This is a genomic window from Nitrosopumilus cobalaminigenes, from assembly GCF_013407145.1.
GTDB lineage: Archaea > Thermoproteota > Nitrososphaeria > Nitrososphaerales > Nitrosopumilaceae > Nitrosopumilus > Nitrosopumilus cobalaminigenes.
In genome coordinates this window covers 996,567-1,022,230 of sequence record NZ_CP026993.1, presented here as the reverse complement: position 1 = coordinate 1,022,230, position 25,664 = coordinate 996,567, and the positions used below count along the sequence as shown (strand labels likewise).

Genomic DNA, 25,664 nt, shown 5'->3' with positions numbered 1-25,664 from the left:
AACAGGAGTAATTACGATTAATCATGTCTACAGTATCATATGATGACTTTGCAAAGTTAGATATTCGAGTTGCAAAAATTATTGCAACTGAACCAATTGAGGGAAAATCACGAATCATCAAAGGTAAAATTGATTTGGGAAATGATGATCAGCGCGAAGTAATTATTGGCGGTGCACAATATTTTCAACCTGAAGACATTGTAGGAAAAACAGTTATTGTACTTGCAAATCTTGAACCCAAAAAAATGGCTGGAGTAGAATCAAATGCAATGCTGTTAGCTGCTGATGTTGATGACAAACCCTTTTGGTTGACTGTAACTGAAGACATTCCATTGGGAAGTCCAATAAAATAACTAGTTTTTTAAAATTAAAAATTAATGGAAATAGATTTTAGATTTATGATTTAGTCATAAATCATTAATTCTTTCTCTTCTAGTAATGCATGTAAGTTGTTTACAGAACGATATACATCTGGTTCTTGTTTAGCACCCGTACAGACAAGTTTTCCTGATGAAAATAACAAAATCACTGTCTTAGGATCTAGCATTCTGTGAATGAGGCCTGGAAATTGTTCTGGCTCATACATACTTCTTGGTAGGGTTCTTGCAGCTTGCTCTAAATGGATTTTTCCACCTAGGTTGATTGATGCAACAATATTTTGGATTGTTACTACTGCGTCTTTTTTGACTTTAATCCCTCCTTTTCGAAGTTTCTGGACTACAGTTTTTACTGCTTTTCTGGCCATTTCTTCAGATTTTGAACCAGTACATACCATTTTACCAGATGTGAAAATCAAAGTTGCTGTCTTTGGAGTTTTTAATCTGAAAACTAGACCTGGAAATTGATCCGGATGATATTCAACATCTGGGAATGTTCTAGTAATTTCATTCAAATCCATCTTCTGCATTACGTCTGCTGAAGCTACAACATTTTCTACACTTACGATAGGTTTTGTTTGTGGCATATTCGGCTTTTTTTGTATTTTAACTATAATAAAAGCACTCGCCATTATTCACTCTCAAATACACATTTTCTACACTTTGACTAGTCCACTGATCTCTAAAATTGGGACGAATGCTTTAATTTGGTTCTAAGAAATCTTGATTCTAGTGAATTTTACAAATTTTGATTTTGATCAGCTGTTTTCGATGAGTGATGATTCAAATCCGCTTATGATGTTAGTTTGGATTCTTCCGATAATCCTCTTTGTGTTTTATGGACAACAAATTCAATTGTTTGTTACTTCACGAGAAATCAAAAAAGGACTCAAAAAATTAGATAGTTTTAGAGAAGAATCCAGAACTGAACTAATCAATTACATTAAAAATAATTTAAATCCAAAAGAAGATCCTGTAAAAAAAATTGATAAATTTTTAGATTATTTTACAATCATGCCAGTTGATATGGATCCTAATGGGATTGTTGACAAAGTACGACATACAGTTAGGTCTAGAGAAGACTATACTAGAAATCATGTAAAGTCATTATCTCCTGAAATGTCTGATATAGAATTAACCAAAGTCCAAACATTACTTGAAATTGCATCCTCGCTACAAATGATTTACAAAATCATCAATCACATGTTCTTGACTGCGAAAAAACAAAACAACTATCCGTTGATTTTACCTTTACAAATGATTCTGCCTTTTATAATGGAGCAGGCAGAAGCAATGAAAGAAGCAATTCCTGCATTTAAAGCAGGTCAACCTGTGGGTGATGGAATTGGTCCAATGATTGTTGGAAAAATGATGTTGGATTGTAATAAAGAAACAGTTGCACTGGAAACATCTTGGGCGAAAACTGAGTTTGAAAATAGACATTTGCATCTTTTAAAAGCTGAAGGTCCTGGCTCAACTGTAGGAAGACCTGCAGATGGATTAGAAAAAATCATCACAGAAAACAAAATTGATGCAATAATTATGATTGATGCTGCATTGAAAATGGAAGGTGAGGATTCTGCAACTATTGCTCAAGGATTTGGTGCAGCAATAGGTGGCATTGGTACAGAACGATTCCAAATTGAAGCAATCGCTGCTAGTAAAGAAATTCCAATTTTCTCTATTGTCATTAAACAATCTGTTAAAGAGGCAATTACACTGATGACTAAAGAAATTGCTGACATTGCTGATGATGTTCGTTCACAAGTACATGAAATGATTCGTGAAAATACCGCTGAAGGTCAATCTGTAGTCATTATTGGAGTAGGGAATACATCAGGAGTGCCACAATGATATTTTCAAAGAAAAAAATTACTACTGAATATACTGTAGAGCAATGCACTAAATGTGGTACTCTGACTAGGAGAAAATTCAAAGATGGTGATGTGTTATTTGCAGAAAATTCAAAGTGTAATTCCTGTGATGGGTTGACAAGAATTGAAAAAATCTTTGGCGAAACTATAGAACAATAATCTTACTCTGTTTTGTATTTCACATTACAGGTTGGACAAAACCATGATACTGCTTCTCCTTGCTCTCTGAACATGAATCCTTTGCATTTGGGGCAAGGACTGACTTCTTCACTCAAATTTTACCATTCCTGAAAATTTTCATTCGGCCTTTGTTGTGACAGTTACACCTGTTTCATTTGGAATGAACGTGTGTTCTGCTTGTGCAACTCTTTGCTCGTTTACCTCTATTAGAACTGGATATGCTTGTACTGCTTTTTTCTTTACTAGAAAATCCAATAATTCTCTTGCTTCTTTTACTTCCAATTCTTTTGTAAGCCATCTTAATGCAAATGGAAGCATGTTACAATTCTCCCAAATGAAGTCTAAGAGTTTGTCAGCTTCGGCATTCTTTGTTTTCTTTCGTGAATTTATTGCAAAAATGTTTTTGATTTGCCCATTTCTAACAAAACCGCCTCCTTGCTCTGTAGTTACAAATGGTTCACAAGCATATGCTGAATTTTCCGAAAGTGAAAATCCGCCAATTGACCAAATATTTGGAATTGATTTTCCTGCATGTATTGTATATTGTTCTAAAGAATGACCACTGAGATTTGCAATTGGTTTGAATCCCATTTTTTTAATTGTTGTTTCAATAGTTCGTCCAATGTCACTTGCTTTAACCCCTGACTTTATCATAGACATTGCATTTCCTAATGCTTCTTCTGCAGCTTGTACTAGTCCATCATACTGTGCATCATAACATACTGTTACTGCCGTATCTGCAATGTACCCATCAATTTGTGCACCAAGATCAATTTTTACTAAATCTGTATCTTTAATCGTGATAGGATCATCTGGTTCTGCAGTGTAGTGAGCTGCAATTTCATTTATACTTGCATTTACTGGAAATGCACATTTTGCCCCTCGTTTTTTTATTTCGCCTTCTACTTCTTCACATATCTCAAAAACTGTTTTACCAATCCAGTCTTTGACTCTGACCATTTCTCTGACTTCAGCTGCAATTTTTCCAGCTTTGATGTATTGTTCTGTCTGCACAATTTCGATCCTAAATTTGCCTTTAAAATGATTATCTGTGAAGCTTAAATTGGGCAATTCTTTGGTTTTACTGGGATCGTGGTCTAGCTTGGTATGATTCTGCGTTTGGGACGCAGAGGTCGCGAATTCAAATTTCGCCGATCCCACCATTCATTATCTTATTAACAAATCATTGCATAATCTAACTGCCGAGCAATGAGGAAGAGTTAGAGTAATGACTTTGAAATGAAGTAAACTAATTGAGTCTGAGCTCCGGCATGTTTTTATGAATAATTTGGCTGCTGGGGATTAATGAAATTTGAGAGACGTGACATTGTTTTAATTGTAGGTATTTTCCTAGTTGTGCTTGGAATTACTCAGTATGTTCCGTTTCATTATTCTGCTTTGATTGGGGTGTTGTTATTTTTTGGAGTCAAATTGTATGTTGAAAAAAGACGTCAATCCATCACAAATGCCCTCCCTGAAGGAATATGTGTTGAATGTGGTTCTAAAATTACTGATAAAAAATGCCCAAAATGTGACTATTTGGAAGAATAATTCCTTCGTGCCCCTTAATACTAAAAAGTCGTAATATCTTTTGATGGTTTTAAGATATATGACTTTAACAATTAGCTCAACTTTTCCTCAATCCCATTCTAAAATGAGTCTATTAGGCAATCAAATCAGGAATCACGATGAATCGTAACATATTGCTAGTATTTTCTGTACTTCTATTTGCAGGAATTTTGATACCTGCATATGCACAGACGTCTGACAATGTTGTAATTAACGAAGTCGACATTAATCCTCCTGGAGATGATTCAACATCTATTTCTGAATGGGTTGAACTGTACAATCCAACTGATTCTGATATTGATATGAGTGGATGGAAGATAGCATCTACTACCGTTCTAAAGAAAACAATGACTATTCCACTTGGTACTGTAATAAAACCTGGACAATTTATGACATATTCATATCAAAATGTTTGGTTCACTGATGCAAATGAATCAGTTGAACTACGAGATGCAAATAATATTGTAATTGATAAAACTCCTATTATCTCTGATATCAAAAATGATTTTACTTCATGGCAGAGACTCTATGATGGATATGACTTTGACAATGTAGATGATTGGAAATTTGTAACATCTACAGCTGGCTCTTCAAATGGTAAGTTGGTAGAGACTCAAGAATCTAAAACAATAGATGTAACTGTTTCATCTGAAAAACCTGCATATTTGTTTGGTGAGGTTGCTGTAATTTCTGGAACTGTTTCTGAAAAAATATTTGTTGAAAAACCTTTCTTTCAACCCGCACAGATTGTTGTTGAGATTCATGGACCCAATTTTGATAAAATTGTAACACTTTATCCTGATCTTAAATTAAATTATAAAACAACTCTTAGTTTACATCAAGTCCTTGGAATTAATGAAGGAACTTATGATGTTTCTGTAAGTTATGCTGGAACAACAACTAGTACTAGTTTTTCAGTCGGATATGAAATAATTGAACAAGCAATTATGCAAGATGAAGAATTTTCTGTAATCACTGATAGATCCCAATACATACCGGGACAGACTGTATCGATAACTGGATTTGCAACAGACATAATTCCATTTGAAGGAATGAAATTCACTGTAACTGATTCTAGCGGCAATTTGATTTCTAATGGGAACTTGTATCCTACAAATGGTAAATTTAGCACTAGTGTTTTTCTCACAACTGTCGATCCTAAATTTGGTACATATGAAATTGTTGCAGAGTATTTTGACAAATCTGCCATTACTGTATTTGAAGTAGTTGAGGATTTCAAAGAAGATGTTCCAATTTCTCTATGGGTTGACAAAGAAGCTTATGGATTAGGCGATAAAGTTACTATCAACGGTAGACTAAATCATGTTTTTGTTAGTAATTTGAACTTGGAAATTCTTCAAACAAAACAAACTTCTACTATTTCTGGCTCCGGCAGTGATGCTGGTTTTAAAATTCTTGATGGTGTTACTATTTTAGGGGATGGTTCATTCAAATACACTTTCACTATACCTGATCATAAGAATAGATTAGGTACTTACAAAATTACTGTATCTCAAGATGTTGGTACAGCAAAGGTTGTCATTCCTGTCGTAGAAGATCCTAAAAATTTCATCAAGGTTAGTGAACCTCTGACTGTTAGAACTGACAAAGATACTTATGAATTTGGAGAAACTATCAGGATTGCTGGTTTTGTAGAAGACCCTTATTCTAATTCAAGCTATGGTACTGGTGCTGGAGTCAAAGTCTCCATCTCTCATGAAAATGGACAACCATTAGAAATTATTACACAAGGAAAAAATAGTGGTTTGTCATCTGGTGGTGTAGTTACTGGTTATACTTTTTCAGCTATTCCTGAAACATCTGGATTATATTCTGTGGATGTGGATGTAAGCAAAAATATTTTCACTGCTGGAAACTATGTTGTAAAATCACAATATGGCTCTCATATGAAAACTGAAACTTTCACTATTGTGGATTCTCTTGATGTAACTAGTGCAATAATTTCTACTGATAAAGAAGTGTATGGTCTAGGTGAGACTGTACATGTAACTGGATTACTTCCCCCAACTGGTGATAATTCTGTATCTATTACAGTAACAAATCCTAGCGGCACTAGATATGACTCTGGTGCTACTGTGGAAAACCAACGTTTTTCATGGGATTGGAAATTGCCAATTTATGAAAAACCACAAAAATTAAAGGTAGATGAAGGTAGAGATGTAAGATTATCCAATTATGGTATTTACAAGATCAAAGTTGCAATCGCTTCCAATAATGTTGATCTTTTCTTTAAGGTTTCTAAAGATCCTGAACATGATACGCTATCTGCAAATCCTTTGTTTGTTACTACTGAAAAATCACTGTATAAGGCTGGTGAAAAACTCAAAGTAGTTGGTAATGTCATCAAACGAATTCAAGGTGATGAAGGATTAGTTGTACCTGAACGAGTGAGCATCAAAGTACTTGATGGTACTTGGCCATACAAGCAAATTCATCAATCTTCAGTGTACCCAAAACAAGGTGGGGATTTTTCTAGTCTATTCGAATTACCTGCAACTCTTTTCAAAGAAGGTGAATACATTATTCGTGCCAATTATGTGAATACTCAAACTGAATCTAGATTCAGTGTTGCCAATGACTTTTCATTTGGCGGCGATATAGATTTGACATTACTATTGAGTACTGACAAATCTGAATATTATCCTGGCGATGTTGTAGTAATCTCTGGAAAACCCTCAAAGCTTGTGTATTTAGAAAAATTTGAGGTAAGTGTAATTAAAAAAGCAGAAACTGAAATAACTTGTGGCTCTTTTTATTGTGGAACTAACACTGGACCTGTAAAAACAATACGTCCTAGTCCTTCTGGTTCATTTACACATCAATATGTAATTCCTGATAAATTGACTGCAATTGGATCCTATGAAGTTACTGTTGATGCCGATTTTGAAACTAGTTCAGTGAAATTCAATGTAATTGAAAAACCATATACTCCAAAATTAGAAACTGTAATTGAAAAAGAAAATAGAATCGCAGAAAAAGTAATTCCGATATTCACCGAAGAGAAAAAAACTGATGATGTGGAACTTGCTCCTAGAGTAATTTCTGGTTCATTAGTAACCCCAATCCGTGGGGATGAATCTGCAGTTAATCTTAAAGTATCAACTGTGACTGGAATTTGCATTATTGGACCTGATGCTGACTGCTTAGTTAGTGAATCTACTCGAAAACAAGGACAAATTTATGATGTTGTAGAAGTTGATGGACTTAGTCTAAATGTGAGATATAGTGGTCCTGATGTACGTCTTGAGAAATTCAGTATATTGCCAGAATCTTCAATAGAATTTCTACCTGATGCAAATTGGAATGTTGAAGTGATAAAAGACGACCAAGTTTCAAGATTTTATTATAAAGTTACCTACAAGACATTAGAGTAAATTCAAAATACTTCCCAACTTTCTCTTAATTGAAATGAAATTACAAGTTTTAATGTTCTATCAAGATGACCCAAAAAAATGTACAGCTGCTAAAATGGTCAAATTCGGTCTTGCACAAAACATCAAAAAAATTGGCTCTAAAGGGTTAGTATTAGATCCATTTTCTGAAAAAACATTACTTCCAAAAGACAAATCTAAAATCCATTCTATAATTGGAATTGATTGTTCATGGAATCTTGCAGATCAAGCCTTTTCAAAAAAATTTGCTGGAATCAAAAGAAAACTTCCTCCATTATTAGCTGGAAACCCTGTGAATTATTCTAAATTAAACAAGTTGACTACTGTTGAGGCTCTAGCAGCATCATTATTCATTTTGGGTTCTCAAGAACAGTCTTTAGAATTACTTAACAAATTCAAATGGGGTCATACATTCTATGAACTTAATCAAAATCTTTTAGATGAATATTCTAAACTAGAAAATGAATCACAAATAGAATTAATTTTAAAAGATTATGGATTGGTTTAATTTTTCTTCTTTAGGTATATTACGATTCCAATAATTATTGAAATTGGAATTGCCCAAAACCAATAGTTTATTTGGTTTGTAGTAAATTCTACACTTTCATTGCTGGCAATTGGCAACTCTACTTTGTTATCTGTGATGATAAATGTTGATTCATAAAAATCGGGTTTCAATACTGAGTTTGAAATTGCAAATATTTTGATATTATTTGCACCTATGCCTAGATTTTTAGAATCTTGTGCTGAAATCTTAATGATTACATTATCTTCATTCACTTTTTTGGTTTCTGATACTATCTTTTCTCCAAGACTATTTGTCAAAAAATATAATATTTCATCTGCATTTACTGTTTCAATTTTTATGCTAATTTCTTCACCTTGTTGCATTGATTTTTTCATAGTAATTTTATCAATAATTGGAAATTCTGCGTTTTCAAATGTGTTCCAGTCTCCTTTTTTGTATGGATAAGTGCTATCTTCAAATGCTGATACTTTGATGGTTCGTGATTCTGGGGAATATGATTCTAAATAAAATGGACCGTTGCTAATGACTGCATGTTGATTTTTTTGAATCCATTCTATTGATGCATCATATCTTTTTTGATAATATTCTGATGTTAGATTTTCTTCTTTTAATGAATTAGGGATGTGATTATTTTTTTTGAATTCTTCCAAATTGCTTTTGATCGTATTTGCATCATTAGGGATAATTAGTGATAACCAATTCACATTCTTGTTTGTAGCGCCTGATCTTGAAAATGATACTTTACCATCTGTAACTGCTTTTTCCATTGCAGAAGTAATTTCCCATGGGACTACACTCCATAATGCTGCCCATTCTGCAATTTCCCCTTCATCAAAATGCCAATAGTCCACATACACCTCAATGGTATTTTCATCAACTATGTTGATTCCTCTGATTGTTTGTATGCTTTGAGCAGCTCTTGGGGTAAATTCGGTGTCAAAAGTTTTATCGTTATCATCTGTTTGTGTTCCCCATTCAATTGTAAAATATAATGAATGTAAAATGTCATTGAGATCCATTTTTTCTCCATTATGCCAGTTACTGAATTTAAAATCAAATATCACTTTACTAGTTGCTTGAGAATTATTTCCAATGTTTTCCCATTTCTGTGATTTGGGATTCCAAATTTTAGCCTCTTTTGGAATGTTTATTTTCTCATTTGGACCGTCTGTTTCAACTATCCATTCTGCTCTAACTGGAAAAGTTTCACCTGTAAAAGGATGTTTGAATGTTGCAGGATCTGATATGATTCCCCAAATATGCCTACTATAACTATCTGTTAATCCCATAATTGGATTCCATGCCCCTTGGTAGATTTGTTTGACTCCTATTACTAACTCATTATTGTCATTTTGTGCATTGATTGGTGTAAATCTACTGGGTACTCCTGCTCCAAAATCATTTACAACTCCACTGACTTTTTCATTTACTACATACTGATCAACTTTACTTGCCAAAAAAATCCTAACTGACTCATTTACTCCTTCAACAACTGCGTCTTGAATCAATTCAGTTCTTTGTAGAGACGTTTCAAAATCCCCGGTGTAAATTTTCTGAGTTAAATCATCTAACTTTTCATTTTCATAATTCCAGTATGAAGGATCGTTAAATCCTGGCATGTTTGAAAACCACGGAGAATACATTTGTCCTAAACCCACTGAATCATATTTTACAAATGCTGAGCGCCCCCATCCTTCTGTGTAAAGACTCCATTTTTGTTCTGCTGGGTTTGAACCATAAACTACAACAAATGCTTTGTTCAAATCCCCAAAATCTTTCTTAACTGTAAATCCAATATTTTCTAATTCTACCGATAAGATTTCACCAATTGATTTTCTTACTGGATCATCACTTCTGATAAAAATCGTGATTTCAATTAATTTTCCGTTGATTTCCCATTTTCCATCATTTTTGATTGCTCCTTTATCTTTTAGAACTCTTGATATGGTTTCTTCTGCAAATGAAGGATTGTATTTGAAATTAAATGTCTCAAGCTGTTCGACTACTGTAAGAAATTCTGGATCTGATGGACTATAGTAAGATACGATTGGAGACCCATAACCTCCCATCAATTCATTTACGATTAATTTTCTATCCACCAAATAGTTCAAAGCAAATCTTATCTCTTTTTCTGAAAATGGATTAAAATTTTCTGATTCTGATGGATTTACTAGAATACTATATGAGCCTCCTGTAGAGTCAAATACTTGGAGTCCTTCTCTTCCTTGATTGTTTTCTAATCTGTCTGGAGAAATTGTATAATAATACGCATCAAGATTTCCATTCCTTATTTCTTCTAATGCTGTATTTTCATCTAGATATTGAATGAATTTTACTGAATCAAAAAATGTGTTTCTCTCTCCAAATGATTCATTATGTAAAAATGGTATTGCTGAAACAGCTAGTAGTATTACTAGCATTTTTTTCATAATCATTCTTTTCAGGCCATGTAATAAAACCTATATCATAATACCTTGATTGTTATTATTTCCTAAAACCTATATTTCTAATATGATTCAAAACTTACAATTGAAAATTCATCCAAAAATGACAATTGGTTTACAAGGAATTATTCCTGGTGGTGTATCTGTGCAAGATTTCTCAGTCGTTACAAAAATGAGTTCTACTGATTCTAAAACAATTTTAGATGAATTTGTTAAAAATGGTATTGGAAATTTAGAAAATGATTTTTATTATTTTGAAGATGGAGACAAACTAAAAATTGCTGTTGCTTTACTGGAAAAAGGTTTTCCTATAGATGAAATTTCAATTGCATTAGACTGGCGTGATTTTGAGGGATTGACTGGAGCAATTTTGTCTGAAAAGAATTTTGCAGTAATAAAAAATATGATGCTTACAAAACCCAGGATGGAAATTGATGTTGTGGGAATTAGACTTGGAATTGCAATCTTGATTGATTGTAAACACTGGAAACGCTACAGTGCGTCTTCTCTATCTACTGCTGTCAAAAAACAGGTTGAGAGAACAAAACATTATGTTTCAAAGACTCCTGGAGCCATGGCTGTACCTGTAATTGTGACATTATATCAGGACAAAATTGATTTTATTGATAATGTGCCAATAGTCCCAATTTTCCAATTTGCTTCATTTATTGATGAATTTTATGGAAATATAGATCAAATGAAGACTATAGGAACAGACTAGTGACAAAAAACACTACTCCTCCAATCACAAATCCCTTGGTAATTTTTAATGAATTGTCTAGTGCCTTTGAATAATCTTCATAAATTCCCTGTCCCATTACTTTTACATTAGTTTCATTTTCTAAAATCTCAAATTTTGTTGATATGGTATTTGCTTCTGCATTTTTTGCAATTTCAAAGAACCATTTTGCAAGTTTTTCTGCACTAGTAATTAGGCCCAACTGATAGTATCCATTTCTATTTCTTGCTTTAACTGGAGCATAGTGTGTATCTGATGTACAAATTTCTAATAGTTGATAATCTTTTTTTGCAAAAATCTCTATAATTTTTTCCCTAACTCCATTTTCCATATTGTTTGCATCTGCCCATCCAAGAAAATATTTTTTATCATTGAGTTTTAGACAAATAATTCCCAATCCTCCCATTCCTAAGTCTTCTGTCCAAACATCCATCTCATCTGTATTTGCATAACCTAATTCAATTGGGAAACTTTCTTTGGAAATCAGAGTATCTAAACATGATTTAGCTGCTTTTAGCATGTCTTCACCATCTTCTTTTGAAATTTCTTCCCCCATTGCATTATGACAATCTACAATCATTGTTCTTCCATAGTTTCTATTATTGGCATATTGAACAATTTCCGTTTTCATATAACTTGGAATATCTTCCATTCCGTGTGGAGATCGTGACAAAAACAATAATGGATTATTTCCAAAAAGTAATCCTGTAACTCTAGTTTTGTTAATTTGAACTGTTACTGGCTCTGTACATTTCACTCCTTCTTCTGTAACTTTGCTATTTTCTAAATTTTTTAAATATTTTTTAACCTCATTTCTTGATGGCAAATTTAATGCATGATCTGAAATACTGTGCATGACCATTGCTGAAGATGACAAATTTTTGTAAATCAGATATGGAATGTTGCTTCCTCCTACTGGGTGATATGGACCTGGATGAATTTCTGGTAATACCATCCTGAATTCTTTTTGCCCATTTTGTGCTGAAAATTTTATTTGTGCTGTAGATACTTTGGTTTCACTTGAACGTTGTTCCATAAGTTCCTCTGCATCTGCAAAATCATTTCCTTGAGATGCCAAATATGCTTGAATTGTTTTATGTGTACTTTCCATTGCCGGTCTTCCTGCCCTATCTGTTACAAATGACCATATGCTAGCAATTATCAAAAATGATATACCGTATCCAAGTCCAATAGGTTCACTTAGTACTGAAATCCACATTTCTTGTGGAATTAATACCAAATACATTGCCATAGGTTGGATTAAACAAATGGCCCATGCTTTTTTCAGACTTACTCCTAATGTTGTAGTATAGATTCCAATTCTAAAACTTGCAAATAATAGCAATCCAAATACGATGAAAAATAATTCTATTTCTTTTGATAATACTATGCTTGATAGAATTCCCATCAATAGAGTCACCGTCCATAACATATTTCCAAAAAGTGAAGAATGGAGAGACTTTGAATATTCTTTTTTCTTTGTAAATTGTGTATCTAGTAATTGTGTTAAGACTAATACTCCTAAAACTAAAGGAAGTCTATACCAGTTTTCATCAAAACCAAAATTAAATAAATACCCAAAATATGTTGCAAGAACTGTTACTGTTGCAACTACTAATGATACAACTAATGAAAAATAATGTGATGATGGGTTGACTAAAGTAAGAGAAAATCTATTATGTATATTTGAAACATCGTCTGGATCTTTTTCCATTGTTTCTTCACGGAGCAAAAAATAAATCGATTATCCATGAAACAGCAATTAAGCTAATTGGAATTGACACTACAATTTTTGGATCTATTTTGAATCCTTTCGTCTCATCTTCAAAGAACCTCATGAGACCTCCACTTGATGCTGGAAGTGGTGCTGATTTCTTATTGCTGCTCATAATTCGACAACACGGATTTTAACATAAAAACTTTATTGTAAGCTAAGACTTTTTGCCCATAAACCATTTGATCCAGTCTACTCAAGTCTATTCGAGAATATGAGGACCATATCCACCAAACTAGACTCTAAAACAGCAGAATTATTCCTCAAAGTCTGTAATAATGAGGGTAAATGTCAGTCCGAAATGCTTCGAGATTTGATTGAAAATGTCTGTGAATTGGAGGAAAATGAAGAAGATCTAGAGATTAAGGTTGAAGATGTAAAGCCTACAATCGAGGTTATCCCTGAATTAGAAAATGTTAGAATTGTGTATGATTAGCGTTTAGAATCTAAGGAGTTTTCAAAGTTGATAAAGGCTCAAGGCATATATCTAAAAAATTCCACATCATCAAGACAATCATTCATTTCCTGAATTTGACCAATGTATTTTTGTCTACAATCCTGAATCATCAATATTGCCATTTCATTTTTGTTTTCTTGGTTTTGTTGTTTTTCCACCTGTGAATTTTCCCATTGTAATTTTTGTTCATCATTACCATGTTCCTCTATTGCGGCAGTAAAACAATTCTCCCATTCAATTTCTGCTTGATTTTGTGAATCCATGCTAAATGGATTAGAATTAGCGATAATGAAACTACATTTGGTCAATTCTACTTCTAGAATATCTTGTCTGTTAATTTCATTAATTTGCATTTGTTGTGAAGCCACTACAATCAAAAGAACAACTAGCATGATTATTGCAACTACGATTACTCCTACGAACATGGTTTTCATGAATAATTATCACAATTCTCTATGAACTTAAGCGTATTGTAATTTGAAATCAGTCTATTCGTTACAGAAATGCATTCTTCCACTAATTGCTAGATTCTCCATCTCAATTAATGCATCAAAATAACCTGCCAAATTTGCAAGTTTTCTCTCAAGTGGATTGATTTTATCGTGTTCCCAACCTTCTCTATCGTGAATTGCGTGAAGTAACTCATGAACTAAAACAATCACAAGCATTCTTTCATTTTGTGAGTTTTGTTCCAAGAGAATTTCGTGAATTCCAATGTTGAAATGATTTGAATTTGGTTCAAGTTCGATATATCCATACGCATTTGGTCTATCTGTTTGTGGAAACAATCTATATGTTGTATTTGAAAAAAATTCTGCAGTATCGTAATCTGTATGATGTTTTCTTATGATGTATTTTGCATCTTCTAGGCAATGATATGCCCATGAATCTAGATTTACACGAACTTGCTCTTCTACTTGCTCTTCTACTTGCTCTTCTTCAGAAAATTCAGATTCAGGTATAATGGATTTTAGTATGTGTACTGAATTTTGAAAATCAGAATTTGTATAAAATTTTTTAAATTCTTTTTCTGTTTGAATTAGTTTTTTTATTTTCATTTTATCTTCAATCGTGTAATTGTTCATGGAATTACAATATGAGAAAATCCGTGTTAATGCTTTTTGATCATTGCCCATTTTAGAATGCAGTACGGGGATTTTCATTTTAACTTCCCACAAATCAATCCCTTCAATTTTGGATTGTTCAAGCGTGTCTTCTAATTCTAAAAATAACTCTAAGGACTGTTGATATTTTTGCCATCTTTCTAAAGTTAACGCATATTGAAATTTTTTGAGAGGATGTTCTGGCTTGTACGCTGCTGCTACCTCATCTGTACTTTTCCCACTGTCTTGAGATTCCTTTTTTATTGTGTTTTTTTCTTTAGGTTTTCTTTTTAGAGTAATTTTTTCCTCGTCCTCATTTTCTTTAATTTTCTGTTTGTATTTTTTTAATTCTTCATGTGCTAATTCAAGTTCTTTTTCCTCATCTTTTGTTGGTTTTTTCTTTCTTGAAAAAATTCCCATTATTTTTCACACTCTATTTTTACAATAATTATTTCAAACTTCATTATTTTACCTGAATTATTCCACTGTTCACTAAATATTCAATCCCTTTAACAAAATCAGAATCTGTAATCATTCCTTCTGCCCACCAATTGGCATTTGTTCTAACCCATAATGGAATTTCATCTGTTTGACTAACTGTTTTTTCAGTAATTGGAACGTTGATTATTCCATCTGAAATTAGATATTCAATTCCTTGAGTAAATGATTGGTCATCAATTGAGCCTTGAGACCACCACTTTACATTATTTTTTAACCATGTGGGTAGTGATTTGATTTCTTTTGGCTCTGGTGTTACTTTGGGAATTGCCTTTGGAATTGGTTTTTCAGATGCATCAAGAATGCTAAAAGTTATGGTCTCACTATCATATCCCATGTATCTTGCAGAAATTGTATACTTACCAGTTTCAGCAGAAGAATCTACTCTCATCTGAGTTGCAAAGTTTCTACTGCCAACAGCTAGAACTTTTTGTTCTTCATCATGTCCGTCTGGAAATGTAGTTGTTAGTAGAATGTTTTGTCCTTTGGAATATGCCTTTTCTGTTACTTTGCCACTTATTGTAAGATAGTATGTATTTCCTGGTTCTTTGTAGTATGTAGATTCTAAAGTGAATAGGGATTCAAATCCTCCTAGAGTTTTACTTTCAAAAACAGGGCTATTTTGAGGAGTTGTTTGTTTTGGTTCTCCAAATCCTTCTCCTCCATAGATTTCTTTGACTTTGTTAATATCAATGGGGCGAATTTTGTTTTTTTCTTCATTGTAATGAACTGCTTCAGTCATTACAGATGGACTGCGTACAGGATCTGAACTCCACTCTGCATTTTCATATGGATTATCAGATGTGTAATGTCCTAAACTAATTGCATGACCAAATTCATGTGTTGCAGTATTGCCTAATGCTTTAGAGCGAACTAGATCATCTTTGTAACACCATTCAGTATATCTGATGTTTCCTTCAATCCATGTCCTGCAAACTTCAGTTTCAGTATATACTAGACTAATCTGACTTTTACCATTTTGAAATATGTGCCATCCTGCTGCTGTATAGTTTGGGTCTAGTTTTACAAATCTAATCTCAACATCGCAATCTTTGTTATCAAAGAAGACTTGGTCTTCTAATGAAATTACTTGTGTGTGAATATTCCATCTGTCTTTAAGATTGTATTCTGATGCTGCTAAATCATGTTGCCAACTTTCAACTCCTAGAACTGTTTCTTTAATCCAAGATTCCACAATTACATCTCTGGCATTAGGAACATTTGGTTCATAGATGCACACTATAGGTTGGTTTGAAAATTTATGTTGTGAATAACTAAGACCATAATCTGCCTTTGCAAATGCTTCTTGTTGAAATGTAGGAATTGCAAATAATGGAATTAACAAAACAAATGCTATTGCAATAATTATTATAAATCTCATTTTTTAAATTCCTGTTTCCAATGCTGACCTGCTTTACATCTTTGACAACACAAATGTTGAGGTTCAGGTTTGCCTCTTAACTTTGCTAAATTGATTTCTTGTCCATGTCTATGTTCATCAAGGATGTCTATTTTTTCTTCACATCGGCATTCTTGGCATTGACATTTTCCCATGACTATTTTAAAAAATTAATTGACTTAAGCATGTTGGCTGTTTTCAAAAGAGATTTGAATCTAATCTTGCAATTGTTTAGTAGATGAATACAATTTGCTAAAATCTTTCACTATGGAACCCTTAGGTGATGTCATCTCTCTAAACATACCTGAAGTTGTCTTGAAAAACTCCAAAATGTTTCCCATGCTCTGAAATTTTATTTTACAATTTTGAGGTCTATGTACTGAGCTCATTGTATTTTGAAATCTATTGCCATCTGTTTGTATTCCATCAATCACTTGAATGAATCCTCCTTCGGATTCAAATTTATCATATACTTTAATCAGTTCTTTAGATCCAAAATTCTCATCTAACAATGTCCAAATGAAAGCTGTCATTTCTTTATCATCTGATGTGCATAAAATACTTCTATACGAAATCAGATTTATTGTACGTTTTATTGCTCTAGGATTTGAAGGACCAAATTTTACAAACAAGTCGAGATACTCTCTAGGTACATCTTTCATTAAATTTTCAATATATTCAAATTTTTGTTCATTTCTTGGATGAGGGATGGGTACGCGTATTTGAAATATTTTTTCTAAATACTGTCTTCCCTCTTTTTTTAATTCAGATTCTTCTGCTTCTTTAATACCATATTTTGAAAACCAAGCTTGCTCTACTCTATGAAAATCAATTGCAGCAATACAAACACAATTCTTAATATCTAAAAATAATTTCAACAACGATAAAATTTGTAATGTATTTTCAATATCACATCTATCTAAATCATCTATTAGGACTATCAATTTTTTATCATCTCCAATTTCTCGATTAATTTTTTTTTCTAATACTTCAGATAATGATTCTGATGCTTCCATTCCTTCAGATAATCTATTTGCCACTTCATCTAATTGCATGTCTAATGTTTTTCTAATCAATGCATCAGCTGCTAATTTGACAACATTTTTTATCATGGTGGTATCTCCTGATAATTCTTTCATGATTTTTCCAACTAATGCCACAGAAGGGTTGCCTGATTCATGTTTCCATGCATCAAAATAAACTACTTTAGTTTTATTTTCATGTAGATTTTTTTGTAAAGCCTTTAACAGATTAGTTTTACCACTGCCCCATTGACCATGAATGGCAATAGACATGGGCGTTACAATTTTTTCTGATTGAATATAATTTACAAGAGTATTACAAACGTCACCAATTCCAAGATATTTTGTTTCTCCTGTAGGTTCATCTGAAATTGATTTAATTAATGACCATCTATTTTCCATATGCCTTTTCAAAGAACTATGAACTTAAGCGTATTGTCTATACTCAAAAGTTTTTAGAATTATTTACTTTTTCAACAATTTTGCTTGCTAGATCATCCATCACTAATTCAATATGTTTTTGATTTTTTACAGATAAAATTAATGACGTGCCTATTCCAAATGGAACTCCTGATAACCCTAAGACAGCCAACCCAATTTGCTGTATAGAAAAAATATTTTGTTGTGAGAATGATTCTACAATCATTTCATTGGCTTCTGCATTTTTAATAACCGTTGAAGGTTTAATTTCAACAATATTTTCCATTTTATCCAATGGGGCAAACTCTCCGTGCGTTCCAATCGTGATAGGATATAATGATAATCCATGTTCAATTGGGAATGTGATAAATCCAGTCCTTTCAAAAAGAATTGAACCATCATTCATTGAACCTTTTTCAAAAAGCTCTACTGCACTATCTTCTTCTTTTTCTTGTTCAAAAGTAGCAATGATGTTTGATTCATTAATACCTGAATAATCCCCCTTGGGAATCATAAAAAATATTAGAATTCGTTCTATTGCTTCTGGTCCAGAAACCTTTGCTTGGAAGACATAATCAATTTTATTATTAACCGCAAAATCATATAATGTTGAAAAAACAACTTTTAATTGAATTTTAGTTGGATTTTCAGGATCTCCTGAAACATATTCTAAAGTTGTAAATTCAATTGGTCTGATGTTTTCTGAAGATTCAGCATTTGTTGTTTGAGCATAATTTGTTGATGTCAAAACTACCATCAATCCTGTCGTGACCAAAACACACCCTAATACAATTAAAAAAATCCCAATACTTTGTTTATTCATATTTTCATATCATATCCTGCCTAAGTTTATGCTTTCTGCAAATTCTCCTTAGAATCCTCTAAGATGCTCTACCCAATACTTCCATCCTTCTGGATTGTCAGAAATTTCCATGCCTACTGGAGGCGGTTTTACTACCCATCCCTCTCTAAAACAAATCAATCTCTGAAAATTAGCCTCACATTCAGGACATTTGATTACAAATTCTAATTTTTTATTTTTAAAATTGTCCGATTGCAATGGAATAACCTAATGATGCACCATAAGCATGAGGTGCTGTAGTTGAATCGGCGTATTCAATAACTTTATTTTTTGTGAATGTTTTTAGATTCATTTCTTTATCGTTTTTTTCAATTTCCTTTACTAAATTTTTTATCATAATGTGATTATGGCCCATTCTCCAATCTCTTATATCTGTCCGTCTTTGGCCTTTATCTGGTTCACTGAACATTGGTAGAGACTCGGGCAGTCCAATATTTCCTTTTAGATGTTTTGCAAGAATTTTTTTAGGTCGATCGTTTTGTTCATACCATTCTACTGCTTGCTCATAATCAAAAGGATAATTTGGCAAGTAATGCTTACAATATTTACAGTTACACCCCCATTCTGAATCAGGGTTTTTACAAAACATCAACGATAATGTTCTTGCAGAAACTTTCTTTTCGGCAGGTTTATTGAAATAAATCAAACCCATAAAACCATCTTTTATGGGACTAGTGGCATCAAAACTCACTTCTCTAGTTTTATGCATTATTAATGAACAAATTAAAATCATAATTTGAGAGCCTAGCCCCAGAAAATGGAATTTTGATGGGTATTTTTTATTCCAAGAATAATATCCGTCACATATACCCTTAACAATTAAAGGAGTTCGCAAAGATCTTCTGGGAACTTTTCTAGGTAATTCAACAATTTTTTTTTGTTTAATGTAATAATCAGTCCAATTATTATCTGCCATTGAAGCCCCTACACCAAGCGCTAAATTCCTTACATTGTTTTTTGCCATCTCTTTTCCAGCATTAAATGCACTATCATAATCAACTGCTGAAATAACTCCATAAGGTTTACCAAAATATTTTCCATATTTTTTTGAAATTGTATTATTATAGAATCGGGCTGAACGTTTGTTTCGATATGTGTAAAATGAACTATATTTTTTTACATATTCTGGTTCAATACTGAGACCAATTAGGGATGCCAAAAGGATGTCTTCTCTACAGATTAATCGTTTTGGGTTGATTTTATTTTGCTCAGATACTGTATTTTCTGGAATTATTTCTTTTTCTATCGATGATAATTTGTTCTTGATATTGTTGATGAGAATTCTATATTTTTCTCGTAACTCAGTTGGAACCTCATTAGGATATATGCTATGATCTAAGGATCTTTCAATATCTGTAATTTGTTTTAAAAGGGGGGTTGATAAATTATTGAATTCTTTTTTTAGTAAATTGATATGTTTAAAAAAACCATTATCTGCAAAAATAAGTTCATCAAACTCCAATCCTAATTCTAAACAAAATTTAATTCTTTGAGGAGTGTATCGATGAACAGATAACAAATAACCATCAGGATTTACAAATCCATTAATTCGTGCATTGTAAGTTGAACGACCTAGATTAAAATAAAAATTGTATTTTGACAAAACAAATATTTAAAATCTATGGATCATCTGGATGATGCTCATATTCAGCTCTATGTAAACATGAATGATATTCATCACATGACTCTAAACATACATCTTCCATATCACCCATTTCTGCTTCACAATCCCAAATATCCATTACACTGTCCCAACAAGACGCTACTCGACCGACGCACAATGCAGTTGCTATTACTCCCGCGGCGCCCCCAGTTGCACCTGTAGCAGCAGCTAAAAGAGCACATTCCCCTGCAGCAAATGCACAATCTTCTGCTGTATCCCATTGCATATCTTCACATTCTGCATTTCTGTCAACAATTGCCTCACAATTTTCTATACACGATTCGCGGTAATCTTCACAACTTTCACTCATGGTATCACCTTGTTTTGAGTAAAAGGTTTTATAAAAATAAGTTCGCCCGCACCTGTATTGAGATTCTCTACGTCCGGATTCCACTCTTCTTGTGGTCTAATTGACCATTCAACATGATTTGAATTTGGATAGAAATCAAACCACGGTCTAACTTTCATTAGAATATAATCATACCAACTTTCTTTAGATAACTCTGTTAAATTGATTCTCTCAACTTGAAAAACAGGATAATCTACCACGTTGGAATCTTTTTTCCAAGTTCCATGCATTTTGATAAAACCATTATTTACCATCCCATGGCGTGGCATATTTTCAAAAATTACCACTCCTGGAATTTCTTCATCTTTTCCTGGCTCATAAATTTTAAAAACTGTAAGGAGTTTTTCACCTTCTCTTTGAATCGCAATATCTTTTACGAAACCATTTATCTCCAAATATTTCCCATCATTTTCATCACTATTATTATATAATTCACGAATAGTAATATTTTTTCCATTTGGTATTTTTGAATTAAATGCTAACTTTCTTGCCATTTTTATTTCATCTTCGAATTCATCATCGTCATCTCGAAGTAATGCTATACGTTTTCCATACATAGCAACTACGCTAGTTAAAATCCAACTTCTTACAGCGTGACTCAATAAATGTTCTAATTTTCCAAATGCTCTTGCCAACGATGGATCTTCTGAAATATAACTTGTTACTGCTTTTGCAATTGTAGCTGACACTATGGCATACCATTTCATCGTAGATTCCTGTTCATTAAAAACAGATGTGGATATATTTCGAATTTTTTCGCGATCACCTAACGAAAAGGCAGAGTGAATTTCTAATAATCCTAAAATATTTTTTTCTTGAAATTCATCAATGAGTTTTTTAATAAAATCAATTTCCTTCCTTTCAAATGTTGGAATGTCAATTACAGAAAAATGTTTGTTAAATACACTATGAAACCCTGATAATAATCCCGTATATCCCAAAGCAATAGAAAACTGACTCCTTAGAGAAATGAAATGCATTGGATATCTCAAAATATCCTTTAATTTATTTTTAAATTCACCATCCACAGCAGAAATTACTTTATCAATTAATTCTGGTGGTTTACCTTGTTTTTCTAATTCTGCAGCTACTTTAGCTCTAAATTCTTCATCTTTTAAATTTGATGATAATTTATCATACGGACCACCGGTGCCGCATATATTACATCCAAATTCCCTTAATGTTTTTCTTACTTCATATTCTCCAAGAAATAAATTCCAATCTGAATTACTACGAGCTCTTAATCTGTTACCTAAATTGGATAATTCATCCCATGTGCGATTTACAGTTAAGCGACCTGCTTCTAACTGCAAATCTCTAGTATTACATGGATTGTACATTTCAGTATCTTGTGGATATTTTTTTAATAATTTGATTAAGATATTGTATTCTTCAGGACTATCAGTTTCCATAACATCGTGAAGCACTCTAAATATTTAACCATGATCTTTTAAATTTCATAATATCTTATTATCATTATTAAATCATATCACATCTTAGTTTATCTTTTCTGTATATTGTCAAACAAATACTTATTTTAGAATCCTCTAAGATGATCTAACCAATACTTCCATCCCTTTGGTTCATCACTAATTTCCATGCTGATTGGAGGTGGTTTTACTGCCCATCCTTCCCTAAAACATATCAATCTCTGAAAATTAGCCTCACATTCAGGACATTTGATATGAAAATCCAACTTTTCGATTTTCAATTTGCTATATGATAAAATACCAAACCAAGTAATTGTGTGACGACGTTTCTTTACTCCTGCATGACTTAGCAAATACATTACAGTGCCAATTGGATTCTCACGTATTCCAATGTTTTTTACCAACCATCCGTTTTTCTGAAAGATTTCATCAGTAAGTGTTACCCAACCAAATGCCAGATAATGAAAGTGCGGTGATAGATACCACTGTTTACCTTTCTTTCTAAATGGATGTACAATGTCTAGTCCTCCTTGTATCCCTGCACGCTTTGCCATTTTTCTTGCTTCTTTTCTCAAGAACTCAATTGGTTTGTGCTGTAGCCAGGTTGGTGGGGATACTACAACATGTTTTAGATATTTTAGATTCTTCTTTGATGCTTTTAATCTGTCTAGTATTCTTGCAGTGGAACGACTTGCCCATTGTCCTGCACATTTAGGACAACTTGCTCTGAAACAACAAAGTTTGTAAGTCTGAGCTTGAATCATTCCATCTGAATGTTTTTTGTAATCAAGACATCCACGCCATGCCCATTGACCGCAATCATCTTTTGATTCACCTGACTTTGGTAGATTCCATCCATCCCATTCTATACTAGCATAGTTTGTTTGATCATACCAATCAGAAAATTTACTTTGCGTCTTTGCAGGATACGTTTCTTGATTCAATTTTCATCAAAGTAAAACGTCTTTGTAACATTACAGAGAATAATGATAATTTGTTCCTTTGATAAATCAACTATTTGATTTTCAAAATTTCCTTGATGATAAATAATGTCATGAATATATTTTCTAGATGCTGAAATATCTCCTAGTTCCATTTTGCAGAGATTGCACCAGCTCATACAGCACCGGCTCCATGATTGATTGAATTTTCAATTATTAGTTTAGCACAAAAAAGAGCCTGATTTGATGAATGGTAGGCGTAAATTTGACCACAATTAGAGCATTTTTCAGAAATATCGTCTATACTCCAATCATCTTCTATTGGCTCCGGCTTGTCTGGTATTGAATTATCATTAGGAAAAAAAGAGTTACTCGACATTGCTTTCACCCTCGACTGTTATTTCTTGACTGCTGTTTCGATGTTCTAATTCATCGATGCATAGATTGATCATCTTGTCTATTCCGCGAGTAACTGGTTTGTCTGCAATCTTTGCAATTCGTTGTACTGTTTCAGGTTTTAGATTTGCTTGAATCTTTTCCGACATGTTTGAAGAAAGGTTTCTCGTTAACCCTTTTAGCCGAGTGTGTACAATGTATGCCTGAGAGTTAAACAATGAAAAAATTATCTCAAGAAACCATCACTGGTAATTTGATGTATGTTGAATGGTTTAAGATAGAATATCAGCCATCAACTAGACACATCAAAGACAAACAAGTAAAGAAAAACACCATGAATATTAGAACGTCTCACATTATTCATGCAGAGAATTTAGAGAGAGCAATTGCAGATTTGAAAAAAGAAAGACTGACCCATATCAAATGGACTCCTTTAACAATAGACTTACCAAAAAAATGTCCTGACTGTGGCAAAGTTGGCAATCCGATAATTGTTGAAACTAAAAGAGCAAGTGACATCATTAAAGATTTCAAAGGAAACGTTATTCGTAAAAGAAAACCAGAACGTTGGTTAAGGTATAATCACAAAGATGGAAAGCATCATAGAATTGGTAAATATGAAATCATTACAGTAGTTCCTAAAGATAAACGAAGAACGATAAAACAAATTCCTAGCATCAAACTAAAAAAATCCCTAGAATACGATAGTCTAGGTTATAGAAGAAGAGTTGGACATTATCCACTTCCTAAAGATTTCAAACTCCAAAACCTATCCTAAAACATGGCTTTTAGGCATAATCATTTTATTACTTTTAGTAAAATACTGGATTAGATGAAACCTGTAATTATTATCGCAATAATATTTGGTTTGTTTACATTACCTACACTTGTAGATGATGTGAATGGTCAACGTTGGGAATTTTTTGGAGAAATTCGAGAAAAGGGATTATCTGATGATCAAATTACAAGTATGCTTATTTTTGTAATTTCTGGAATAATTGTAAATGTATTCTTATTTCGTAAAGATATACGAAAGAAGTTCAACAGGTAAGAATTTAGACTCTTAACATACTGCTTAATTATTCAATTTTAGTCACATTTTAGACATATTTCGTATTTTCAAAGCTCTTATTTTAGACACAAGTGATTTTCATCAATTTCTAATCTGCTCTAATAATTTGTAGACTTCTTTCATCTCTAATTCTAATTTCAAAATCTTTTTGTCTTTTTCAGACTCTGATTTCTCTAATTTCAGGCTTAATTTCTCGGCTTTTGAAACTGTCAACTCTGGTACCGCCTTTAGAAATTCTTCAAAACATTCCTCTCTTGTTGGTTTGAGATATACTCCATCAAGTCCATTTTTGTGAGCAAGTAATTTTTCTGCAATGTTACTGTTCACTGTAGATTCAATCTTCAAGATAGTGTTGAATCTCTTCCTGAACCCATACATCAAAGCCTTGTCATAGCGATAACCTGTTTTGATTTTCTCAATGTTTGCCTTTCTCTCCAAGTTTTCAAAAATTGAATTCAGTGCAGGTATGCTCAGATACAATTCCTCTTTGAATCTGTTTTTCTTTTGAATTGCAAACAATGGTGATTCTTGTGAAATGATTTCCCCATTTCTGATTCTTTCATCTCTGTACACTTCAAGAGCATTTGATGCTTCAGGTGTTAAAAATCCCCAATACTCTTCATCTGAATTTTCATACATCAAGACTGCCTTACAACCATGTGGCATTACATGAAGATGTTTGAAACACAAGATAGGATCAGTTAACACTGCAGGACGACCTCCAATAGAGCTAAAAAATAAGACCAATGCTTTGTTACGTGAACTATTTGTGTAATCTAGCATATCTTGAATATCTTTATCTGTAAATGGTTTGGAACTTCCTTTCTTTGTTTTGTCTCTGGGAATTAATCGATTAATTGCTTTAGGAAAATACTGGATTCGATTCACATCCAAGAAAAGATAGATTGGTTTTAGATAATTCCTAACTGTTATTCCTTTGATTTTTCTATGACTTTGATACAACACATAATCTTCTAGATGTTTGTCGATAACTTTGGAATGTAAACTGGCATACTCATCATGTTTATTCTCGTATCCAACAAATTGCATAAAGTTCTGCAAGCCTTTTGTGTAGAGTTTCATTGTAGCATCTGAATGAATGGCGTTTTCAAAGAGAAGTAGACTTCGTTGCAATGAATTAAAGTCATTTTCA

The 25,664-nt window shown here is 32.9% G+C and carries 30 protein-coding genes and 1 tRNA gene; 11 read left to right on the top strand and 20 right to left on the bottom strand.

Annotated features, from left to right (window positions below):
- Positions 1-23: 23 nt before the first annotated feature.
- Entirely contained in the window at positions 24-353 is a 330-nt protein-coding gene (locus C5F47_RS06310) for a tRNA-binding protein (protein WP_179360259.1), read from the top strand.
- A 50-nt stretch (positions 354-403) separates the two neighbouring features.
- Here C5F47_RS06310 and C5F47_RS06305 read toward each other — a convergent pair whose 3' ends face one another.
- On the bottom strand, positions 404-964 hold the full coding sequence (locus C5F47_RS06305; protein ID WP_179360258.1) for a TATA-box-binding protein: 561 nt from the start codon (positions 962-964) through the stop codon (positions 404-406).
- 145 nt (positions 965-1,109) lie between these two features.
- On the opposite strand from C5F47_RS06305, the gene C5F47_RS06300 reads away from it, so the two are divergent.
- Positions 1,110-2,231 (top strand): DUF1512 domain-containing protein, encoded by a 1,122-nt coding sequence (locus C5F47_RS06300; protein ID WP_218841251.1) that lies wholly within the window; start codon positions 1,110-1,112, stop codon positions 2,229-2,231.
- Complete coding sequence (locus tag C5F47_RS06295) at positions 2,228-2,410, top strand: hypothetical protein (RefSeq protein ID WP_179360256.1); 183 nt, start codon at positions 2,228-2,230, stop codon at positions 2,408-2,410. Before C5F47_RS06300 ends, C5F47_RS06295 begins: the two co-directional genes overlap by 4 nt.
- A gap of 138 nt (positions 2,411-2,548) precedes the next feature.
- Here C5F47_RS06295 and map read toward each other — a convergent pair whose 3' ends face one another.
- Positions 2,549-3,445, bottom strand: a complete 897-nt coding sequence (gene map / locus C5F47_RS06290) for a type II methionyl aminopeptidase (protein WP_179360255.1) — start codon at positions 3,443-3,445, stop codon at positions 2,549-2,551.
- A 72-nt stretch (positions 3,446-3,517) separates the two neighbouring features.
- Between map and C5F47_RS06285 the strand changes: the two genes are divergently transcribed.
- From C5F47_RS06285 to C5F47_RS06270, 4 genes are all read left to right on the top strand, one after another.
- Positions 3,518-3,594 (top strand) — tRNA-Pro (locus tag C5F47_RS06285).
- Positions 3,595-3,736: 142 nt separating this feature from the next.
- Positions 3,737-3,982 carry a hypothetical protein gene (locus tag C5F47_RS06280; RefSeq protein WP_179360254.1) on the top strand — a complete coding sequence of 82 codons (246 nt, stop codon included), beginning with the start codon at positions 3,737-3,739 and terminating at the stop codon, positions 3,980-3,982.
- Between the two features lie 137 nt (positions 3,983-4,119).
- Entirely contained in the window at positions 4,120-7,395 is a 3,276-nt protein-coding gene (locus C5F47_RS06275; protein ID WP_179360253.1) for a lamin tail domain-containing protein, read from the top strand.
- Between the two features lie 34 nt (positions 7,396-7,429).
- Positions 7,430-7,921 carry a DUF367 family protein gene (locus C5F47_RS06270; RefSeq protein WP_179360252.1) on the top strand — a complete coding sequence of 164 codons (492 nt, stop codon included), beginning with the start codon at positions 7,430-7,432 and terminating at the stop codon, positions 7,919-7,921.
- Here C5F47_RS06270 and C5F47_RS06265 read toward each other — a convergent pair.
- Entirely contained in the window at positions 7,918-10,371 is a 2,454-nt protein-coding gene (locus tag C5F47_RS06265; protein WP_179360251.1) for an ABC transporter substrate-binding protein, read from the bottom strand. The genes C5F47_RS06270 and C5F47_RS06265 overlap by 4 nt on opposite strands.
- Before the next feature lie 82 nt (positions 10,372-10,453).
- Here C5F47_RS06265 and C5F47_RS06260 point away from each other — a divergent pair, with 82 nt between their 5' ends.
- A complete protein-coding gene (locus C5F47_RS06260; protein ID WP_179360250.1) occupies positions 10,454-11,107 on the top strand; it encodes a hypothetical protein in 654 nt (217 codons plus the stop codon).
- Here C5F47_RS06260 and C5F47_RS06255 read toward each other — a convergent pair.
- Positions 11,091-12,839, bottom strand: a complete 1,749-nt coding sequence (locus C5F47_RS06255; RefSeq protein ID WP_179360249.1) for a DUF2070 family protein — start codon at positions 12,837-12,839, stop codon at positions 11,091-11,093. The genes C5F47_RS06260 and C5F47_RS06255 overlap by 17 nt on opposite strands.
- A 7-nt stretch (positions 12,840-12,846) precedes the next feature.
- Entirely contained in the window at positions 12,847-13,014 is a 168-nt protein-coding gene (locus C5F47_RS06250) for a preprotein translocase subunit Sec61beta (RefSeq protein WP_179360248.1), read from the bottom strand.
- Between the two features lie 99 nt (positions 13,015-13,113).
- Here C5F47_RS06250 and C5F47_RS06245 point away from each other — a divergent pair, with 99 nt between their 5' ends.
- Positions 13,114-13,335, top strand: coding sequence for a hypothetical protein (locus C5F47_RS06245; protein ID WP_179360247.1), 222 nt, complete (start codon positions 13,114-13,116; stop codon positions 13,333-13,335).
- A gap of 38 nt (positions 13,336-13,373) precedes the next feature.
- Here the strand turns inward: C5F47_RS06245 and C5F47_RS06240 are convergent, their stop codons facing one another.
- The 14 genes from C5F47_RS06240 to C5F47_RS06175 form a co-directional block, all read right to left on the bottom strand.
- Positions 13,374-13,790, bottom strand: a complete 417-nt coding sequence (locus C5F47_RS06240; protein WP_179360246.1) for a hypothetical protein — start codon at positions 13,788-13,790, stop codon at positions 13,374-13,376.
- A gap of 54 nt (positions 13,791-13,844) precedes the next feature.
- On the bottom strand, positions 13,845-14,879 hold the full coding sequence (locus tag C5F47_RS06235; protein ID WP_179360245.1) for a hypothetical protein: 1,035 nt from the start codon (positions 14,877-14,879) through the stop codon (positions 13,845-13,847).
- Between the two features lie 43 nt (positions 14,880-14,922).
- Positions 14,923-16,338 (bottom strand): zinc metalloprotease, encoded by a 1,416-nt coding sequence (locus C5F47_RS06230; RefSeq protein ID WP_179360244.1) that lies wholly within the window; start codon positions 16,336-16,338, stop codon positions 14,923-14,925.
- Positions 16,335-16,511, bottom strand: a complete 177-nt coding sequence (locus tag C5F47_RS06225) for a hypothetical protein (RefSeq protein ID WP_179360243.1) — start codon at positions 16,509-16,511, stop codon at positions 16,335-16,337. The genes C5F47_RS06230 and C5F47_RS06225 overlap by 4 nt, the downstream gene beginning before the upstream one ends.
- A gap of 60 nt (positions 16,512-16,571) precedes the next feature.
- Positions 16,572-17,780, bottom strand: coding sequence for a KAP family P-loop NTPase fold protein (locus tag C5F47_RS06220; protein WP_179360242.1), 1,209 nt, complete (start codon positions 17,778-17,780; stop codon positions 16,572-16,574).
- 43 nt (positions 17,781-17,823) lie between these two features.
- Positions 17,824-18,621, bottom strand: a complete 798-nt coding sequence (locus tag C5F47_RS06215) for a hypothetical protein (protein WP_179360241.1) — start codon at positions 18,619-18,621, stop codon at positions 17,824-17,826.
- 48 nt (positions 18,622-18,669) lie between these two features.
- Positions 18,670-18,858, bottom strand: a complete 189-nt coding sequence (locus C5F47_RS06210) for a hypothetical protein (RefSeq protein WP_179360240.1) — start codon at positions 18,856-18,858, stop codon at positions 18,670-18,672.
- Positions 18,839-20,263, bottom strand: a complete 1,425-nt coding sequence (locus C5F47_RS06205; RefSeq protein WP_179360239.1) for a hypothetical protein — start codon at positions 20,261-20,263, stop codon at positions 18,839-18,841. The genes C5F47_RS06210 and C5F47_RS06205 overlap by 20 nt, the downstream gene beginning before the upstream one ends.
- A 16-nt stretch (positions 20,264-20,279) precedes the next feature.
- Positions 20,280-20,633, bottom strand: a complete 354-nt coding sequence (locus tag C5F47_RS06200) for a hypothetical protein (RefSeq protein WP_179360238.1) — start codon at positions 20,631-20,633, stop codon at positions 20,280-20,282.
- Positions 20,630-22,084: a hypothetical protein gene (locus C5F47_RS06195; protein WP_179360237.1), complete on the bottom strand. Its 1,455-nt coding sequence runs from the start codon at positions 22,082-22,084 to the stop codon at positions 20,630-20,632. The genes C5F47_RS06200 and C5F47_RS06195 overlap by 4 nt, the downstream gene beginning before the upstream one ends.
- Before the next feature lie 125 nt (positions 22,085-22,209).
- On the bottom strand, positions 22,210-23,046 hold the full coding sequence (locus C5F47_RS06190) for a hypothetical protein (protein ID WP_179360236.1): 837 nt from the start codon (positions 23,044-23,046) through the stop codon (positions 22,210-22,212).
- Entirely contained in the window at positions 23,043-23,198 is a 156-nt protein-coding gene (locus tag C5F47_RS06185) for a hypothetical protein (protein WP_179360235.1), read from the bottom strand. Before C5F47_RS06185 ends, C5F47_RS06190 begins: the two co-directional genes overlap by 4 nt.
- Before the next feature lie 20 nt (positions 23,199-23,218).
- Positions 23,219-23,422 carry a hypothetical protein gene (locus tag C5F47_RS06180; RefSeq protein ID WP_179360234.1) on the bottom strand — a complete coding sequence of 68 codons (204 nt, stop codon included), beginning with the start codon at positions 23,420-23,422 and terminating at the stop codon, positions 23,219-23,221.
- Entirely contained in the window at positions 23,412-23,588 is a 177-nt protein-coding gene (locus C5F47_RS06175; protein WP_179360233.1) for a hypothetical protein, read from the bottom strand. The genes C5F47_RS06180 and C5F47_RS06175 overlap by 11 nt, the downstream gene beginning before the upstream one ends.
- A gap of 68 nt (positions 23,589-23,656) precedes the next feature.
- On the opposite strand from C5F47_RS06175, the gene C5F47_RS06170 reads away from it, so the two are divergent.
- Both C5F47_RS06170 and C5F47_RS06165 read left to right on the top strand, forming a co-directional pair.
- The gene (locus C5F47_RS06170; RefSeq protein WP_179360232.1) at positions 23,657-24,217 is read left to right on the top strand and encodes a hypothetical protein; all 561 of its coding nucleotides are present in this window, start codon (positions 23,657-23,659) and stop codon (positions 24,215-24,217) included.
- A gap of 54 nt (positions 24,218-24,271) precedes the next feature.
- Entirely contained in the window at positions 24,272-24,490 is a 219-nt protein-coding gene (locus tag C5F47_RS06165) for a hypothetical protein (protein WP_179360231.1), read from the top strand.
- Positions 24,491-24,592: 102 nt separating this feature from the next.
- Here the strand turns inward: C5F47_RS06165 and C5F47_RS06160 are convergent, their stop codons facing one another.
- Positions 24,593-25,645, bottom strand: coding sequence for a site-specific integrase (locus C5F47_RS06160; protein WP_179360230.1), 1,053 nt, complete (start codon positions 25,643-25,645; stop codon positions 24,593-24,595).
- Positions 25,646-25,664: the final 19 nt, after the last annotated feature.